This is a genomic window from Stenotrophomonas sp. SAU14A_NAIMI4_8, from assembly GCF_003086695.1.
In the GTDB taxonomy this organism is placed as follows: Bacteria; Pseudomonadota; Gammaproteobacteria; order Xanthomonadales; family Xanthomonadaceae; genus Stenotrophomonas.
Map to the genome: position 1 here is coordinate 3,242,441 of NZ_CP025999.1, position 18,683 is coordinate 3,261,123.

Genomic DNA, 18,683 nt, shown 5'->3' on the forward strand with positions numbered 1-18,683 from the left:
GGCCGGGTGCAGACAGCAGGTGGATCAGGCGCGCTTGTCGATGGCGACGAACTCGCGGTCTTCCGGGCCGATGTAGTTGGCACTCGGGCGGATGATCTTGCCGTCGATGCGCTGTTCGACGATGTGCGCGCTCCAGCCGGCGGTGCGGGCGATCACGAACAGGGGGGTGAACATGGCCGTCGGCACGCCCATCATGTGGTAGCTGACCGCGCTGAACCAGTCCAGGTTCGGGAACATCTTCTTGATGTCCCACATCACCGATTCCAGGCGCTCGGCGATGTCGTACATCTTCATGCTGGACTGCTCTTCGGACAGCTCGCGGGCCACGTCCTTGATGACCTTGTTGCGCGGGTCGGACACGGTGTAGACCGGGTGGCCGAAACCGATCACCACTTCCTTGCGCTCGACGCGGGCCTTGATGTCTTCCTCGGCTTCATCCGGGCTGTCGTAGCGCTTCTGCACTTCGAAGGCCACTTCATTGGCGCCGCCATGCTTGGGGCCGCGCAGCGCGCCGATGCCACCGCAGATCGCGCTGTACATGTCGCTGCCGGTACCGGCGATGACACGGCAGGTGAAGGTGGAGGCGTTGAACTCGTGCTCGGCGTACAGGATCAGCGATGTGTGCATCGCACGCACCCACGAATCCTGCGGCTTCTCGCCGTGCAGCAGGTGCAGGAAGTGGCCACCGATGGAGTCGTCGTCGGTTTCCACGTCGATGGCGCGGCCGTTGTGGCTCCAGTGGTACCAGTACAGCAGCATCGAGCCCAGGCAGGCCATCAGCTTGTCGGCGATGTCACGCGCGCCCGGATGGTTGTGGTCATCCTTTTCCGGCGCCACGCAGCCAAGCACCGATACACCGGTGCGCATCACGTCCATCGGGTGGGCCGACGGCGGCAGTTCTTCCAGCGCGGCCTTCACCGCGGCCGGAATGCCGCGCAGCGACTTCAGCTTGGCCTTGTACGAGACCAGTTCGGCGCGGGTCGGCAGCTTGCCGTGCACCAGCAGGTAGGCGATTTCCTCGAACTCGCTGGTGTTGGCCAGGTCCAGGATGTCATAGCCGCGGTAGTGCAGGTCGTTGCCACTGCGGCCCACGCTGCACAGCGCGGTGTTGCCGGCGGCGGTGCCGGACAGGGCGACGGACTTCTTCGGCTTGAAGGTCGGGGTTGCGGTCGTATCGTTCATGTTTTCCCTCCGAAAACTGATGGTGCAGGGTACTGCTTATTTCTTGGCGGCGAACAGGGCGTCGAGCTGCTGTTCGAAGGCGTGGTAACCGATGCGGTCATACAGCTCTTCACGGGTCTGCATGGCGTCGACCACGTTGCGCTGGTGGCCATCGCGGCGCACCGACTCATAGACGTTCTCGGCAGCCTTGTTGGCGGCACGGAAGGCCGACAGCGGGAACAGCTGGATGGCCACGCCGGCCGAGGCCAGTTCGTCGCGGCTGAACAGCGGGGTGGCCCCGAATTCAGTGATGTTGGCCAGCACCGGCACCTTCACCGCATCGACGAAGCGGCGGTAGGTGTCCAAGTCGTAGGCGGCCTCGGCGAAGATGCCGTCGGCGCCGGCCTCGACGCAGGCGATGGCGCGTTCGATGGCCTTGTCCACGCCGTCCACCTGGATGGCGTCGGTACGCGCGATCAGGAAGAAATCCGGATCGGTCTTGGCATCGGCGGCGGCCTTCACCCGGTCGACCATTTCACCCTGCGAGACGATTTCCTTGCCCGGGCGGTGGCCGCAGCGCTTGGCACCGACCTGGTCTTCGATATGGCAGGCGGCCGCACCAGCCTTGATCAACGACTTCACCGTGCGCGCGATGTTGAAGGCGCTCGGGCCGAAGCCGGTATCGATATCCACCATCAGCGGCAGGTCGCAGACATCGGTGATGCGGCGCACGTCGATCAGCACGTCTTCCAGGGTGTTGATGCCCAGGTCCGGCAGGCCCAGCGAGCCGGCGGCCACGCCGCCGCCGGACAGGTAGATGGCGCGGAAGCCGGCGCGCTTGGCCAGCAGCGCATGGTTGGCGTTGATCGCGCCGATCACCTGCAGCGGCGATTCGGCAGTCAGGGCCTGGCGGAAGCGGGCACCGGCGGAAGCAGGGGTGGAAGCAGTCATGCGGCAGTCCAGTAGATAAGTCATGGGTACAGCCGCAAACACCGTGCCAAGGTGCAAGCCATTGATTTCAAAAGGGTGACCGTGACCACAACATGAAACACATGAAACATTGAAACAGGCGTATCATGAAACATCCACAGTAAGTGCCGCGCCATGTACCTGCCGCGCTCGCCCCTGCCCCCTGTCGATGCCGACCGCCCGGTGATCTGGACCGTCAGCGTTTCGCGCCTGACCGGCCTGCTCGGCGATGTCATTCCCGAATTCGACCGCCGCGCGCGCATCGAACAGATCAACCTCGGCTTCGAGGAGGCGGTGGAGGTGATCGGCCAGCGCCTGCGCCGCGAGCATTGCGACGTGGTCATTGCCGGTGGCTCGAACGCGGCCTGGCTGCGCGGCCGCCTGGATCTGCCGCTGGTGCCGATCCAGGCCAACGGCTTCGACCTGATGGAAGCGCTGGCGCGGGCGCGGCGCATCGCCAGCCGCATCGGGCTGGTCACCCACGCCAGCGACGTGCCGGTGTTCAGCAACTTCCAGCACAGCTTCGGGCTGGACATCGAGCACCGCCGCTTCGTCACCCGCGAGGACGCGCGCGACTGCATCGCCGATCTGCGCGCCAACGGCATCGAGGTGATCGTGGGCACCGGCATGGCCATCGACCACGCCGAACAGATGGGCCTGCCCGGCGTGCTGCTGTACTCGGCCGACTCGGTGCGGCAGGCCTTCGAGCATGCGCTGGAACTGACCCAGGCCCTGGCCCGTTCCGGTGGCGCCCGCCCCGCGCCGCGCCGGCGTGCAACGGCGCGCAGTGAGGCGCACGAGCTGCTGGGTGACAGCGATGCGATGGCACAGGTACGTGCACAGATTGCGCTGTATGCGCCCCACGACAGCACCGTACTGGTGACCGGCGAGACCGGCACCGGCAAGGAACTGGTGGCGCGCCAGCTGCACGCCGCCAGCGGCCGCCGCGGTCGTTTCGTAGCACTGAACTGCGGAGCCATCAGCGAATCACTGCTGGAGTCGGAACTGTTCGGTTACAGCGATGGTGCGTTCACCGGCGCACGCCGGGGCGGCCGCGTGGGCCTGGTGGAAGCGGCCGATGGTGGCACCTTGTTCCTGGATGAAATCGGGGAACTGCCGCTGCCCCTGCAGACGCGGCTGCTGCGGGTGCTGGAAGAACGCGAAGTGCTGCGCGTGGGCGCCACCGAGCCCACCTCGGTTGACCTGCGCGTGGTGGCCGCCACCCTGCAGTCGCTGGAACAGCGCGCGGCCGCAGGCAGCTTCCGTCGTGATCTCTATTACCGCCTGGCCGCACTGCGCATTGCCCTGCCCCCCCTGCGCGCGCGCCGCAGCGATGTGCCACTGCTGGTCCAGCACTTCTTCCGCCAGCTGCGCGGCATCGATGCGCCGTTGGCCGAGGACGCCATGACCGTGCTTACCACCGCCGGCTGGCCCGGCAACGTGCGCGAGCTTCGCAACCTGGTGGATCGCCTGCGCATCCACTGGCAGCCGGGCGAAGGGCTGATCGACGCTACGCGCCTGCTGCAGCTGGCGCCGGAGCTGGTGCACGAAGGCATACCGGCGCTGCCACTGGAAAGCAACGGCAAGCGCCCGCCCCGCGCCCAGCTGGAAGGCCTGCTGCAGGAACACCGCAACGACCGCGAAGGCATGGCCCAGGCACTGGGTGTATCGCGCACCACGCTGTGGCGCTGGCTGCGCGCAGAGGGTTTGTAGAGTCGAGCTTGCTCGACTTATCGAAGACCCGAGACGCTCCTTTGCCGTCCCCACCGCGCTTCGACGGCCAACCGGCCACTGCCGGCCGAGGCAATCCACAACAGCAACATACCCAACGCAACTTCGCTCAGATAGAAGAACCAGCTCAACCAATCCAGCACGCCCATCCCCGCCGGAATCCGTGCAATGCCATCGGTCAGCGCCGCCACCGCGCATATCGCCGCGAGCATCAGGGCCGAGGGGCGGCTCAGAACCCCCAGTACCAGCAGACCGCCAGCAATCCATTCACCTGTGCCCAGCACTGGCGCACTGAACACCGGAAACGGAATACCTGCCTCGACCAGCGTATGCACCATACGCTCGCGCCCCTCGTCGGTGAACACCTTGTTCCAGCCGGACACGCTGAACATCACCCCCGCCACGATGCGTGCTGAAAGCAGCAGCAGACCTTCAATACCACCGCGCGGGGACGGCACGGCAAACAGACAGCGCCAGGACGGCATGGCAACTCCGGAGCAGGGAACATCATCCCGAGTGTGCCGAGTCGCGGCCATCTCGGAGATGAAGCTGGCCGGTCCATTGGCGACATATTGTCCCCTGCAGAACCGCAGAGGTGCGAGAGGAACCGAATGATCAATGCTGTACCCGTTCCCAGAGGATTCCGCATTCGCGCCTGTGCACGACGGAGACCCACCAGCACTCCCGCACGACTGTATATGCTCGAAAATTCTGCTCGTTGATGGAAGCTGCGGCCAGGGCATGCTCGCGGATGGAACGAACTGCCAAATGGCTCACACCAGACTGCACCGGCACGCGATATCAATCAGAACCATGACGTTCAAGAAATCACTCCGCCAATCCCGATGAAAGGACGTCATATCCACGCACACCCTGACAATCGATAAGGAAATCCAGTGAAAACCTCATCCGGATCACGCAACATCCTGACTGCAACCGTCACCCTGCTTGCAGCATCTGCGATATTCAATCTGAACGCAGCGACTCAGGACAGGGACATGGTTTCTGAGAAGTACGCAGACACTTACAGGACGTCCACCGAAGAGGCGACACAACGACTCGCCGCGTCGAGAGACGCCGGTCGACTGCAGCAACGCATCGCGACGGAAAACCCGGAAACGTTCGCAGGCCTCTACATCGAGCACTCGCCCGAATTCCAAATCGTCGTGCTGTTCACCAAAGATCCAGAGCGAAATCTAGCCAGGTATACGCAGAGCAGATTGTATTCCGCGAGAGTCGCGCCACGCTCCCTTGAAACGCTACGGGCGGCACAAGAAAAAAATGGGCGAACAGCTGTCGAAATCGGGGGTGCGTTTCGAAAGCGGAATCGACATCAGAATGTCGGAAGTCCAGATCCGGGTATTGGATGGCAGAAGAGCGAGAGAGGTGCTGGCAAACCTCCTTGCTGCAACAGACTTCATCAGGATCCATGAAACAACGGGATTACCCCAACCAACGGCACTGATTGGCGGAACCAAGGTAAGCGGCCCCAGAAATCACTGCACCATGGGAGTCAACGTCGTAGAGGACGACACGCGGGAACTGGGGATCGTAACGGCCGGGAATCGCGACAACAATCTGACGTACTCGAACTCCACCCTACAGCCGGTCACGGCCCTCTTGGCAGATAGGACGGGCTCGTAGAGTCGAGCTTGCTCGACTGCCCAGGCAGTCGAACAAGCTCGACTCTACAAAGGCGGCCCCGCCCCCTGTCCGGTTGCGCACGCAACCTGCGTAGGGCTATCGGCATAGGGGGGAAGCCTGATGAGCCACGCCGTACCGGGTCCGCGCCAGTTCCGCATCCGCGTCCATATCACCGCGCTGACCATGACCTGCATGGCCCTGGTCGCCGCACTGCTGATCGGCTGGGGCGTGATTGCCACCTACCAGCGCCTGGGCGCGGATGCCCGGCAGCGCGCCCTGCGCGATACCACCCTGCTGGCCGAACAGTTGCGCCTGCAGTTTGCCCCGGCACAGGTGGCGCTGGGCCAGATCGGCGCCGGCCAGCTGCCCGCCCTGGCCGACGAACGCAGCCGCCTGGACCATGCCGCGCCGCTGCTGGCCGCACTGCGCGCGGCGCCGGTGGCAGCCTCGGTGTACGTGGCCTACCCCAATGGCGATCTGCTGCTGGCCCGATCACTGGCGGTGCCGGCCGTGCGCGAAAGCGTGGCGGCGCCCAGTACTGCCGACATGCTGCTGCAGACGCTCAGCCAACAGGTCGACGGCACGCGCGTGGCACGCTTCCACTTCCTGGATGCGCAAGGCCAGCCGCTGCCGACACGCCCATGGCCCAGCCACGACTTCGATCCGCGCCAGCGCAGCTGGTACCAGCAGGCGTGGCAGCGCCCGGGCAGCGTGCATGTCTCGGTGCCGTATCGCTTTGCCACCACCGGCCGCATGGGCGTCACGCTCAGTGAACGCGCCACCACCGCCGACGCCGTGGTCGGCGTAGATGTGGCACTGGACGATCTGGCCCAGGTGCTGGCCACGCTGCGGGCAACACCGGGTACCGAGCTGGCCCTGCTGCACGGCAACGGCGAGATCGTTGCCAGCACGTTGGCCGCGCCAGCAGGCCACACCCCGCTGGCGCAGGCCCAGGCACGCGCCACGCACAGCGGCCTGCCCGTGCAGTTCAACACCGCAGGTCGCACCTGGATCGGGTTGCGTTCGCGGCTGCAGACCGGGCACGGGCAGACCTTCGATCTGCTGGAAGCGCTGCCGATGGATGAGCTGGCGGCCGACGCGCGCCGGCGTGCCGCGCAGACGCTGGGCCTGGCGCTGTTGCTGACCCTGCTGCTGTTGCCACTGGGCTGGCTGGCCGGGCGCGCCCTGGGCCGCAGCCTGGTCGGCCTGCGCGAACGCAGCCTGCGTATTGCCCGCTTCGACTTCACCGGCGCGCCCTTGCCTGCCAGCCGCGTGCGCGAGGTGAGCGAGCTGTCGCAGGCCATCCAGCATATGGGCGGCACGATTGCCGCGTTCCTGGACCTGACCGAATGCCTGGCCACCGAGCCGCAGATGGAGCGCATGCTGCAGCGGGTGCTGGAGCAAATGGTCAAGGCCACCCAATCTCGCGCGGCGGCGGTCTATCTTCCAGATGCACCCACCGGTGCCCTGCACCGCGCGGCTCTGGTGGGCACGCTGTACACGCCCTTGCCGGCGCACATCGCGTGGCCGACCGACGCGGTGCACGACCAGCCACCGGCCGGACAACTGCGACTGCCCCTGCGCGGCCGGCAGGGCAACCTGCAGGGACTGCTGGTCCTGGAGCACCCGACCGATGCCGCCCACGACGATGCGGCCTTCCTGCAGTTCACCCAGCGCCTGTCGGGCATGCTGGCGGTGGCCATCGAGACCCGCCAGCTGTCCGAGGCGCAACGGCAGTTGTTCGAGGCACTCATCCGCCTGCTGGCCGATGCGATCGACGCCAAGAGCCCCTACACCGGCGCCCACTGCGAGCGCGTGCCGCAGATGGCCATCGAGCTGGCCGAGCACCTGCACCAGGCCGATGACGGGCGCTACGCTGCATTCCGCATGAGCGAAGGCGAGCGTGAGGCGTTCCGGCTTGGCGCTTGGCTGCACGACTGCGGCAAGGTCATCAGTCCCGAGCACATCGTGGACAAGGCGACCAAGCTGGAGGTCATCCGCAACCGCATCCACGAGGTGCGCCTGCGCTTCGAGATCCTCTGGCGCGATGCGGAACTGTCGGCCGCACGTGGCGAAACCACTGCACCGCAGCTCGCCAGCCGACAGCAGCAGCTGCAGGATGATTTCGCGTTCGTGGCCGGCTGCAACCTGGGCGGCGAATTCATGGCCGATGAAGCCATCGCGCGGCTGCAGGCCATCGGCCAGCAACCCTGGCAGCGCAACTTCGACGACCGCCTGGGCCTGTCGGCCGCCGAGCTTCGCCATCTGCAAGCACAGCGCCCGCAGGCTCCGTCCCTGCCGGCCGCGGCCACCCTGCTGCAGGACCTGCCCGAACACCGCGTGCCGTGGGGCAGCGACCGCCCGGCCGTGGAAGCAGGCGACCCGCGCAATACGCTCGGCTTCAACATGGAACTGCCCCCGTGCCAGCAGAACATCGGCGAGCTGTACAACCTGGGCATCCGCCGCGGCACGCTCACCGACGAAGACCGCTTCCGCATCAACAACCACATCGTGCAGACCTACGTGATGCTGAAGGCCCTGCCCTGGCCGCCGGGCCTGGAAATGGTGCCGGAGCTGGCCGCCACCCATCACGAGCGGCTGGACGGCAAGGGTTATCCGCGGCGCCTGCCCGGCGACCAGCTGGGGTTGCTGGACCGGGTGATGGCACTGTGCGACGTGTTCGAAGCACTCACCGCCGCCGACCGCCCTTACAAGCCGGCCAAGCCGCTCAGCGAAACGCTGCGCATCATGGCGTTGATGTGCAACGAGCAGCATCTGGATGCCGAGCTGTTCCGCTACTTCCTGCGCAGCCGGTTGTGGGATGTATTTGCCGAGCGATTCATGACGGCTGCACAGCGCGACCCTGTGGACGTGGAGGCGCTGGAAGGCCTGCTGACAGCGCCACGGTAGGTGTCGACCTGGGTCGACACAGCAAACCGCCAACCAAGGTTGGCCACTACCAGAACAGCGCGGCCGCGGCGTCGATCACGGGTACAGCAGGCGCTTGCTCCAGCGCCCTTCGGCACCCACTTCGTAGCACCAACGCTCGTGCAGGCGGAACTGCGCGCCGTACCAGAACTCGATGCGGTCTGGCACCACGCGCAGGCCGCTCCAGCCATCCGGGCGCGGCACGTCCTGGCCTTCGAAGCGTGCTTCCACCTCGGCCACACGCGCATCGAATTCCTCGCGGCTGGCCAGCGTCTTCGACTGCAGCGATGCCCAGGCGCCGATCTGGCTCATACGTGGGCGACTGGCGAAATAGGCATCGGCCTCGGCATCGGCCACCTGCTCCACGCGCCCTTCAATGCGCACCTGGATGCCGGCCTCGCGCAGGCTGCGCCACAGGAACAGCAGTGCCGCCTGCGGGTTGGCCTGCAGCTCGCGGCCCTTGTGACTGTCCAGGTGCGTATAGAACACGAAGCCACGCTCATCGAAGGCCTTCAGCAGCACGGTGCGCGCCGACGGACGGCCCTGCGCATCTGCGGTGGCCACGGTCATCGCATTGGGCTCGACCTCGCGGCTCTGCCTGGCCTCCTCGAACAGGGCGGCAAAGGTGGACAGGGCTTCGGCGTAAAGGTCGCTCATGGTTCGCTTCTTCTCACTCGGATTGGGCTATTGTGGCGGCATGGTTGCTGCTGCGTACATGCCCGTGGTGAAAGGATTCCCCGAAGCGCTCGCCGAGCAGGCGCTGGATGACGCGCTGGCCAGTACCGCCACGGTGCCAGTATTGGCCATCAGTGGCGTGCAGGGGAGCGGCAAATCGACGCTGGCCGCGCAGGTGGTGGCGCGCGCCCGGTCACGGGGCCTGAACGCGGCGGCCCTGTCCATCGACGATGTCTACCTGACCCGGGCGCAGCGCCAACGTCTGGCCCGCCAGGTGCATCCGCTGCTGATCACCCGCGGCCCGCCCGGCACCCACGACCTGCCGCTGGCCCACGCAGTGCTCGACGCGGTGGCCGCGCGCCAGCCGCTGGCGCTGCCGCGCTTCGACAAGCTGGCCGATGAGCGCCTGCCCGAAGCGCAGTGGTCGGCGCTGGACGCACCGCTGGACCTGCTGGTGTTCGAAGGCTGGTTCCTGGGCACGCCCGCGCAGGCCGATGCCGAACTGGACAGCCCCTTGAACGCGCTGGAGCACGAGGCCGACCCGGACGGGCGCTGGCGGCGCTGGTGCAACCAGGCCCTGGCCGACCACTACCCGGCGCTGTGGCAGCGCTGTGACCGCCTGTGGTTCCTGCAGCCGCCGGATTTCTCGGTGGTTCCGCGCTGGCGCTGGCAGCAGGAGCAGAACCTGCAGGCAGCGCAGCCCGGTCGCCATGGCATGACCCGCCCACAGCTGGAGCGCTTCGTGCAGTACTACGAGCGTGTCAGCCGCCAGGCGCTGCGCGCCCTGCCCGCGCTGGCCGACCACGTGGTGCAGCTGGACGGGCAACGGCAGGTGCAGGCCGTGCGCTGACAGCGACGCGCGGATGCTTCCAACCGCAACCATCGTGCCGGGCCCGGGGCGTGAAGGTGTTAGCATCACAGGGCATGAATCCTGCTCCGAACCTGATCCTGATCGGCCCGATGGGCGCCGGCAAAACCTGCATCGGCCGCCGCCTGGCCGAACGCTTCACGCTGCACTTCGTGGACGTGGACCAGGCCATCGTCGATACCGCCGGCGCCAGCATTCCGACCATTTTCGAGCACTCCGGCGAAGCCGGCTTCCGCGCCCATGAACGCCAGGCCCTGGCCCAGGTACTGGCTGGCCAGGGCCAGCTGGTATCCACCGGCGGCGGCGCCGTGCTGGACCCGGACAACCGCGCCCTGATCGCCCAGCGCGGCTTCGTGGTGCACCTGCATGTGAGCGTGGCGGCCCAGCTGGAACGGCTGGCCCGCGACAAGGGGCGCCCGCTGCTGCAGCGCCCGGACCGTGAACAGGTACTGCACGACCTGGCCGCCGTGCGCGACCCGCTGTACCACGCGCTGGCCGACATCACGCTTGACACCGACCCGTACACCGCCGCCGATGCGACCGCCCAGCTTGTCGTCAAGCTGGCCGCGCAATGGCAGCGCCAGGACCTGAACGCATGACCACCCCTTCCCTGCTGCAGGTCGCCGTTGCCGGCGACCGTCCCTACACCATCACCATCGGCGCCGGCGCCCAGGCCGACGGCGCTGCGCTGGCCTCGCACGTACGCGGCCGCCATGTGCTGCTGCTCAGCGACAGCGAGGTGGCGCCGCTGTACCTGGCCGCCCTGCGCAATGCCCTGCTGGCCGCACGCCCGGACCTGATCGTGGGCGAACACGTGCTGGCCGCTGGCGAAGCGTCCAAGACTCTGGCCGAATTCGGCCATGCCATCGAAGCACTGGCCGCGCTGGGTGCCACCCGCGACGCCTGCGTGTTCGCCCTGGGCGGCGGCGTGGTCGGCGACCTGGCCGGCTTCGCCGCGGCCTGCTGGATGCGGGGCGTGGACTGCGTGCAGCTGCCCACCACCCTGCTGGCCATGGTCGATTCGTCGGTGGGCGGCAAGACCGCGGTGGATATTCCGGCCGGCAAGAACCTGGTCGGCGCCTTCCACCCGCCGCGCGCGGTGATTGCCGATACCCGCGTGCTGGCCACGCTGCCGCCGCGCGAACTGCGCGCGGGCCTGGCCGAAGTGGTGAAGTACGGTGCGCTGGGCGATGCGGTGTTCTTTGAATGGCTGCAGCAGCACGCCGAGGCGCTGGTGGCCGGTGAGCAGGCCGCGCTGGCCGAGGCCATCGCACGCAGCTGCCGGCACAAGGCCGCCATCGTCGAACGCGATCCCTTCGAGAAGGGCGAGCGTGCGCTGTTGAACCTGGGCCACACCTTTGGCCACGCCATCGAGACCGAGCAGGGCTACTCGGCGCCCGGCCGCGATGCCCTGAACCACGGTGAGGCGGTGGCAGTGGGCATGGTGCTGGCCGCGCGGCTTTCCGCCGACCTGGGCCTGGCCGACGATGCCGACCGCGTGCGCCTGCAGGCGCTGCTGGAACGGCTGGGGCTTCCGGTGGCCATTCCCGCCGGGCTGGACCCGCAGGCCCTGCTGGGCCGCATGCGGCTGGACAAGAAGAACGTGGCCGGCCGCCTGCGTCTGGTGCTGTGGCGGGGCATGGGCCGCGCCGAAGTGGTGCCGGACGTGGATGAAGCGGCGGTGCTGAAGGTGCTGGGCGCGGGCTGAGCGGGTCCATGTTCACCGGGCATGGCCCGGCGCTGCCCAGCGGGCGTTGCGGCAGGGCTCACCCCTGCCCCGCTACAATCGGCCCATGCATGTCTACCTGCAACATCCCGATGCCGGTGCGCAGGCACCGCGTTTCCTGCGCCTGACCCTGCTGCCGGACCTGTTCGGCGGCTGGGAACTGCTGCGTGAGAGCGGCCGCGTCGGTGCGCGCTCGCAGCTGCGGCGCGAGCTGTTCCTGCAGGCCGATGAAGCCCGCCATGCCTTCGACAAGGCCCGCGATGCCGAACTGCATCGCGGCTTCCAGATTCTTTCGCACGGCGATTGAGCCGCTGCCCCTCTTCGCCCAAGGAAAGCCCATCGTGACCAGCCCCCTTCGCAACGATCGCCTGCTGCGCGCCCTTCGCCGTGAACCGGTGGACTGCACCCCCGTCTGGCTGATGCGCCAGGCCGGCCGCTACCTGCCGGAATACCGCGCGACCCGGGCCAAGGCCGGCAGCTTCCTGGGCATGGCCAAGAACCCGGAAATCGCCTGCGAAGTGACCCTGCAGCCGCTGCGCCGCTTCCCGCTGGATGCGGCCATCCTGTTCTCGGACATCCTGACCATTCCCGATGCGATGGGCCTGGAGCTGTACTTCGTCGAGGGCGAAGGCCCGAAGTTCCGCCATCCGGTGCGTGACGAGGCCGCCATTGCCAAGCTGGCCGTGCCGGACATGGAACAGGACCTGGGCTACGTGATGGATGCGGTGCGCCTGATCCGCCGCGAACTGGACGGCCAGGTGCCGCTGATCGGCTTCTCCGGCAGCCCGTGGACGTTGGCCTGTTACATGGTGGAAGGCGGCGGCAGCAAGGATTTCGCGCGCATCAAGGCGATGGCGCTGAACCACCCGCAGGCCCTGCACCGCCTGCTGGAGGTGACCACCGAGGCGGTGATCGCCTACCTGGGCGCGCAGCGTGCCGCCGGTGCGCAGGCCCTGCAGGTGTTCGACACCTGGGGCGGCGTGCTTTCGCCGGCCATGTACCGCGAATTCTCGCTGCGCTACCTGCAGCGCATTGCCGAAGGCCTGGAGCGCGGCGAAGGCAGCGAGCGCACGCCGCTGATCCTGTTCGGCAAGGGCACCGGCCTGCATCTGGAGGCGCTGTCGCAGACCGGTGCCGATGCACTGGGGCTGGACTGGACGCTGGACCTGGACGAGGCCCTGCGCCGCACCGGCGGCCGGGTTGCCCTGCAGGGCAACCTGGACCCGACCACGCTGTACGCCTCACCCGATGCGATCGCTGCCGCGGCCGCGCGCGTGCTGGACACCTACGCCGCCGGCAACGGCGGTTCGCGCGAGGGCCACGTGTTCAACCTGGGCCATGGCATGTCGCCGGACATGGATCCGGCGCACGTGCAGGTGCTGGTGGACGCGGTACACAGCCACAGCCGCCGCTGATCGTGTCAAATACGTCACGGTGCGACGTTTATCGCGCCGTGACTTCACATGGGCGATCATGGCCGCCCCGCTCCACCGGCTCCCCACGCCATGTCCGACCCGTCTGTGCCGGCTTCGCCGTCCGACTACGCCCGTTTCCGTCCCCTGCTGTGGCTGGTTTCACTGGCCATCTTCATGCAGATGCTGGACTCGACCATCGTCAACACCGCGCTGCCGGCCATGGCCGCCAGCCTGGGCGAAAGCCCGCTGCAGATGCAGTCGGTGGTGTTCAGCTACGCGCTGGCGGTGGCCACGTTCATTCCGGCCTCCGGCTGGATCGCCGACCGTTACGGCACGCGCCGCACCTTCCTGGTGGCGATCATCCTGTTCACCCTGGGCTCGCTGGCCTGTGCGCTGGCCCAGCACCTGCATCAACTGGTCGGCGCCCGCGTACTGCAGGGCATCGGCGGCGCCATGCTGCTGCCGGTCGGTCGCCTGGCGGTGATGCGCTCGGTGCCGCGCGAGGATTTCCTGCGCGCGATGAGTTTCATCGCCATTCCCGCGCTGATCGGCCCGCTGATCGGCCCCACCCTGGGCGGTTGGCTGGTGGAGATCGCCTCGTGGCACTGGGTGTTCCTGATCAATCTTCCCATCGGCGTGATCGGTTTCATCGCCGCCATGAGGATCATGCCCGACCACTACGCCAGCCACCGCGTGCGCTTCGACCTGCGCGGTTACATCATGCTGGCCTTCGCCATGGTGGTGCTGTCGCTCGCACTGGATGGCATTTCCGGACTGGGCACGCCGCACGCACTGGTGATGCTGATGACCGTGGCTGGCCTGGCAGCGCTGGTGGGCTACTGGCTGCACGCGGCCAATTCCACTGCGCCGCTGTTCTCACTGGCGCTGTTCCGCGTACCCAGCTACCGCATTGGCATCCTGGGCAATCTGTTTTCGCGCATCGGCAGCAGCGCCATGCCGATGCTGATTCCGCTGCTGCTGCAGGTGGGCCTGGGCCTGGGGCCGATGCATGCGGGCCTGATGATGGTGCCGGTGGCCGCAGCGGGCATGGTGTCGAAGAAGCTGGCGGTGAAGCTGGTGGAGCAGTACGGCTACCGTCGCGTGCTGATGGTGAACACCGTGCTGGTGGGCCTGGCGATGGCCAGCTTCATCCTGATGACGCCGGGCCAGCACCTGGGTTGGCGCCTGTTGCAGCTGGCGTTCTTCGGCGCGGTCAATTCGCTGCAGTTCACCGTGATGAACACCGTGACCCTGCGCGACCTGGACCGCGAGTTCGCCAGTTCCGGCAACAGCCTGCTGTCGATGGTGATGATGCTGGCAGCCGGTTTCGGTGCGGCGGCGGCAGGCAGTCTGCTGGCAGCGTTCGGCACGCACCTGGAAGGCCATGGCGCCACCGCGGCTCTGCATGCCACCTTCATCTGCGTGGGTGCGATCACCCTCACCTCGACGATGATCTTCTGGCAGCTGCCCGACACCAAGCCCGAACCGCGCCAGGTCGAATCGGTCGCGGAGTAGTGTTTTCGGCAGGGCTTGCAGCCCTGCACCTGCTTGGAGCAACGGCAAGGTCAACGTCAAAAGCTGGGTATCCGAGGGATGGCGGGATGGGTCCGGTTGCGGGGGACGCCATAAATACGTCACTGTAGGCTCGGTCGCGCCATCCATGGCGCTCACGCCCCCGCAACCGGACCCACCCCGCCTTCGACAGTTGGCCGCGATCTGTCGGAACGGCACGGGGTCGGATCCCTTTGCTTCGCAACGGGCTCTGACCCCAGAGATAATTCGATATCTGACAGATTGTGTCGACCAAGGTCGACACCTACCAACAGACGCCGGCCACCTGTCAGAGGTGGGGCGGTGTGGGTGGGCAGGACCGCAGGCGCCATGGATGGCGCCTACGAGCCTACACGGACGTACTTGCGGCGTGTCCTGCCCACCCACACCGCCCCGCCATCCCACGGGTACCCGCTTTTGCTTTTGCCGTTGACGTCAGCAGGTGCAGGGCTGCAAGCCCTGCCAGCACGCCCTAGCGCCCCAGCACGCGGGCGATGGCTTCCACCAGCAGCTCACCGGTCACGGGTTTGCGCAGGAAGCCTTCAATGCCGGCCGCTTCCACCTGCTGCTGCAGATCCGGATCGGTGCGTGCGGTCACCGCCAGCAGCGGCAGGGTGTAACCCTGGTTGCGCAGGTGCTGGGCCAGTTCGAAACCACTCAGGCCGGGCAGGTCCAGGTCCAGCAGGCCCACATCGAATTCGCCCGCGCTGATCTCGCGCAATGCCGCCAGCGCATGCTCGGCATGCACCACCTCGTGACCGCGCGCGGTCAGCAGGCCCGTCACCACGTCCGCCACGGTGCCATCGTCTTCCACCAGCAGCACGCGCAGCGCCGGCAGTGGGCTGGCCGTGCCATCACCCTGCAGACCGGCAGCGGGGTCACTGCCCTCCTCCAGGGCCAGTGGCAACGGCAGCCAGACCGCGAACGCGGTTCCCGTTCCCAGCTGGCTCTCCACCCGGATGCGGCCCTGCATGGCCAGCGCCAGTTCGCGGCAGATCGCCAGGCCCAACCCGCTGCCGCCGTACTGGGCGGCGGTGCGTGCGCCATCGGCCTGTTCGAAACGCCGGAACAGACGCTGCTGCTGCTCCTGGCTGATGCCCGGACCGGTATCGCGCACGTCGAAGTACAGGCCATCATCGTCGCAGCGCGCGTGCAGGGTAATGCCGCCGCGCGAGGTGAACTTCACCGCGTTGGACAACAGGTTCAACAGAATCTGACGCACGCGCATGGCATCGCCGGTGGCCTGCAGCCCCGGCGGCAGGGCGTTGTCCAAGCTGAAGCGCAGGCCCTTCTGTGCGGCAAGCGGCCCCATCAGCGCCGCCAGGTCCTGCAACAGGGCGTTCAATGCGAACGGACGCGACTGCAGTTCCAATCGCCCCGATTCGATCCGCGCCAGGTCCAGCGCGTCGTTCACCAGATGCAGCAGGTGCTCGCCGGCGTGTCGGATGGACTGGGTATAGCCGCGCTGCTGCGGGTCCAGCGGCGATGACAGCAGCAGCTCGCTCATGCCCAGCACACCGGTCATCGGTGTGCGGATCTCATGGCCCAGGTTGGCCAGGAAGCGGGTCTTGGCCGCCGATGCCTGCTCGGCCAGTTCCTGTTTGTGCAGCGCCAGCTGGTAGGCGTGGCGGCGCTGCAGGCGGCGACGGTAGAGCCAGGCGAACCAGCTGGTCAGCAGCAGTGCGATCGAGGCCAGCACCAGCAGCCCGGACAGGCTGCGCCACCACGGCGGCTGCACATGGAATTCCAGGCTCTGCACCCGCGACCAGACATGGTCGGCCGAGCGTGCCTGCACTTCCAGGCGATAGCTGCCCGGCGGCAGGCGCGAGAACAGACGCTCACCGGCCGGGCCCACTTCCACCCAGTCCGGATCGTAGCCAGCCAAGCGGTAGCGGTAGGTATTGGAGGCCGAATCGGCAAAGGACAGCAGGCGCGCGACGATGCGCAGGTCGCGGTCACCGTCGGCAATCTGCAGTGGCGTGTCGTGGGTCAGGTCCAGCACCTGTTCGTTGCGGCGCACCTCCACCCGCTCGATCACCAGCGGCGCGCGGCGCGTGGACGGGCGTACCTGTTCGGGGTCATACACCACCACGCCTGCCGGGGTGCCTGCCACCATGCGCCCGGACGCGGTGCTGATCAGCGTATGTTCGCGGAACTCCTGGCTGGGCAGGCCGTCGTGTACGCCATACAGGCGCACGCTCTGCCCGTCGGCGCCTACGCGCACCAGACCGCGGGCGCTGCTGGCCCAGACCACGCCCTGCGCGTCGACCACCACGCCGGTGGCGGAGATGGCCGGATAGCCCTGCTCGGCGCCGATCACCGCCTGCCGCTCCAGCCTCCCCTGGCGCCAATGGTAGCGGGCCAGTCGACCATCTTCGGACAGCCAGACCTGGCCATCGTGGCCCACATGCATGGCGTAGACCGCCGACGCAGGCGCGCCGGGCACGGGCTGGAAGCGGCCGGTCTCGGGCAGCCATTGCAGCAGACCGCGGCTGCTGGCCAGCCAGATGTGGTCCTGCGGGCCGCATTCCACGTCCAGGTTCAACTGCCCCAACTGCAGGCCGTCGCGACCACTTTCCAGTTCGCGCCGCACATGGCCATCCAGATCGCGCTGCTGCAATCCCGACGGCAGCATCAGCCACAGGCTGTCGCCATCGCAGGTCATCATCGCCTCGACCGTGCCCTCCATGGGCGCGTCGGTGGCCGCCTCACGTCCCCAGCGGCGCAGCTCGCGGGTACGCGGGTCATAGCGCATCACCGCATCGCTGGACCCGATCCAGACCTGGCCGCGTCGATCCTCGCGTACCGAGGTCAACCAGTGCATGCCGTTGACGAAGGTGCGGTGCTGCTCGATCTGTCCGCTCAACGGGTCGAAACGGTCCAGCGCGCCATGGCTGCCCACCGTCCACACCCCGCCGCTGCTGGACGGGCTGGTGCCCAGCACGAAGGCATTGCGCAGCGACGCGGGATCGTCTTCCAGCCGCGAAAACACTGAGAACTGCCACCAGCGCGGCAGCAGGTGCCACAGGCCAGCATTGGTGCTGGCCAGCCAGATGCCGCCTTCGCGGTCTTCATACGCGCCGGTCCAGTTCGGCCGTACCCGGCCGCGGGCAATGGCGCTGTACAGCGGTACGTTCTGGAACTTGCCGTCCACGCCCCGGCCCAGGCCACTGCGGGTGTCCAGCCAGTGCCCGCCCTGTTCGTCGCGCAGCATCATGCCCAGTACCTGGTCACCGGCCGGCAACGCCCACGGTGGCGCCTCGAAGCGGCCGTCGGGCCGCCGCACGATGGCGCCGGCCAGCGTACTGATCCACAGACTGCCATCGGGTTCGGTACTGAGGCCGTTGATCATCGGGCTGGGAATCACATCGCTGCCGATCCGCTCGAAATCGGTGCCGGTCCAGCGCGCCACGCCGTGCTTGGTGCCCACCCACAGGCTGCCGTCGGCCAGCGTGGCCAGATAGGGCACGGACACGGCCGGCACGCTTCGCGGGTTGTTCGCCTCGGGCAGGAAGCGCTGCAGCCGTTCATTGCGATCCAGCCGGTACAGTCCGCCCTCATGGGTGCCGAACCAGATCGCGCCATCAGGCGTGGTCGCCAGGCTCCACACGGTGTTGCTGCCCATCAGCGGCTGGCTGCTGCGGTCGTAGAAGCGCAGTTGCCGGCGGTCGGCCGACATGCGCACCAGCCCGGCGTTCTCGGTACCGATCCACAGTTCATTGTGGGCGTCGACCAGCACGCTCCAGATACGGTTGTCGCGCAGGCCATCCTCGGAGCGCCAGATCCGGTAGTTGCGGCCGTCGTAGCGTGCCAGCCCGTCGTTGGTGGCGATCCACAGATAACCGTAGCGATCTTCGGCCATGCGATTGACCGTGTTCGATGGCAGGCCGTCGAACACCGTCACCTGGCGGGGCGTGGGCGCCACCGGCTGGGCCAGGGCGGGCACCAGGGCGAACAGGATCAGCAGCAGCGTCGCCGCCCGCAGATACGCCACCGATTGCCTCCTCACGCGTCC

Annotated in this window: 14 protein-coding genes; 9 read left to right on the top strand and 5 right to left on the bottom strand. The window is 67.5% G+C overall.

Features of this window, described 5'->3' with window-relative positions; genetic code table 11:
* Positions 1-24: 24 nt before the first annotated feature.
* Both prpC and prpB read right to left on the bottom strand, forming a co-directional pair.
* The gene (prpC, locus tag C1930_RS14890; protein ID WP_108753844.1) at positions 25-1,182 is read right to left on the bottom strand and encodes a 2-methylcitrate synthase; all 1,158 of its coding nucleotides are present in this window, start codon (positions 1,180-1,182) and stop codon (positions 25-27) included.
* A gap of 36 nt (positions 1,183-1,218) precedes the next feature.
* Positions 1,219-2,112, bottom strand: a complete 894-nt coding sequence (gene prpB, locus C1930_RS14895; protein WP_108772068.1) for a methylisocitrate lyase — start codon at positions 2,110-2,112, stop codon at positions 1,219-1,221.
* Between the two features lie 153 nt (positions 2,113-2,265).
* Here prpB and prpR point away from each other — a divergent pair, with 153 nt between their 5' ends.
* Positions 2,266-3,843 (top strand): propionate catabolism operon regulatory protein PrpR, encoded by a 1,578-nt coding sequence (gene prpR, locus C1930_RS14900; RefSeq protein WP_108772069.1) that lies wholly within the window; start codon positions 2,266-2,268, stop codon positions 3,841-3,843.
* A 17-nt stretch (positions 3,844-3,860) separates the two neighbouring features.
* On the opposite strand, the gene C1930_RS14905 is transcribed toward prpR, so the two are convergent.
* Entirely contained in the window at positions 3,861-4,346 is a 486-nt protein-coding gene (locus C1930_RS14905; RefSeq protein WP_108756905.1) for a DoxX family protein, read from the bottom strand.
* A 796-nt stretch (positions 4,347-5,142) separates the two neighbouring features.
* Here C1930_RS14905 and C1930_RS14910 point away from each other — a divergent pair.
* Both C1930_RS14910 and C1930_RS14915 read left to right on the top strand, forming a co-directional pair.
* Positions 5,143-5,505 carry a hypothetical protein gene (locus tag C1930_RS14910; RefSeq protein ID WP_108772070.1) on the top strand — a complete coding sequence of 121 codons (363 nt, stop codon included), beginning with the start codon at positions 5,143-5,145 and terminating at the stop codon, positions 5,503-5,505.
* A 120-nt stretch (positions 5,506-5,625) separates the two neighbouring features.
* On the top strand, positions 5,626-8,415 hold the full coding sequence (locus tag C1930_RS14915) for an HD domain-containing phosphohydrolase (RefSeq protein WP_108772071.1): 2,790 nt from the start codon (positions 5,626-5,628) through the stop codon (positions 8,413-8,415).
* Positions 8,416-8,490: 75 nt separating this feature from the next.
* On the opposite strand, the gene pdxH is transcribed toward C1930_RS14915, so the two are convergent.
* Positions 8,491-9,090, bottom strand: a complete 600-nt coding sequence (gene pdxH / locus C1930_RS14920) for a pyridoxamine 5'-phosphate oxidase (RefSeq protein WP_108772072.1) — start codon at positions 9,088-9,090, stop codon at positions 8,491-8,493.
* 40 nt (positions 9,091-9,130) lie between these two features.
* Here pdxH and C1930_RS14925 point away from each other — a divergent pair, with 40 nt between their 5' ends.
* The 6 genes from C1930_RS14925 (at position 9,131) to mdtD (ending at position 14,632) form a co-directional block, all read left to right on the top strand.
* Entirely contained in the window at positions 9,131-9,958 is an 828-nt protein-coding gene (locus tag C1930_RS14925; RefSeq protein WP_108772073.1) for a kinase, read from the top strand.
* Between the two features lie 74 nt (positions 9,959-10,032).
* Positions 10,033-10,575 (top strand): shikimate kinase, encoded by a 543-nt coding sequence (locus C1930_RS14930; protein ID WP_108756910.1) that lies wholly within the window; start codon positions 10,033-10,035, stop codon positions 10,573-10,575.
* Positions 10,572-11,684: a 3-dehydroquinate synthase gene (aroB, locus tag C1930_RS14935; RefSeq protein ID WP_108772074.1), complete on the top strand. Its 1,113-nt coding sequence runs from the start codon at positions 10,572-10,574 to the stop codon at positions 11,682-11,684. The genes C1930_RS14930 and aroB overlap by 4 nt, the downstream gene beginning before the upstream one ends.
* Before the next feature lie 85 nt (positions 11,685-11,769).
* Positions 11,770-12,009, top strand: a complete 240-nt coding sequence (locus tag C1930_RS14940) for a WGR domain-containing protein (protein ID WP_108753853.1) — start codon at positions 11,770-11,772, stop codon at positions 12,007-12,009.
* 34 nt (positions 12,010-12,043) lie between these two features.
* Entirely contained in the window at positions 12,044-13,117 is a 1,074-nt protein-coding gene (gene hemE, locus C1930_RS14945) for a uroporphyrinogen decarboxylase (RefSeq protein ID WP_108772075.1), read from the top strand.
* A 90-nt stretch (positions 13,118-13,207) separates the two neighbouring features.
* Entirely contained in the window at positions 13,208-14,632 is a 1,425-nt protein-coding gene (gene mdtD, locus C1930_RS14950; RefSeq protein WP_108772076.1) for a multidrug transporter subunit MdtD, read from the top strand.
* Positions 14,633-15,140: 508 nt separating this feature from the next.
* Here the strand turns inward: mdtD and C1930_RS14955 are convergent.
* The gene (locus tag C1930_RS14955) at positions 15,141-18,662 is read right to left on the bottom strand and encodes a hybrid sensor histidine kinase/response regulator (RefSeq protein WP_108772077.1); all 3,522 of its coding nucleotides are present in this window, start codon (positions 18,660-18,662) and stop codon (positions 15,141-15,143) included.
* Positions 18,663-18,683: the final 21 nt, after the last annotated feature.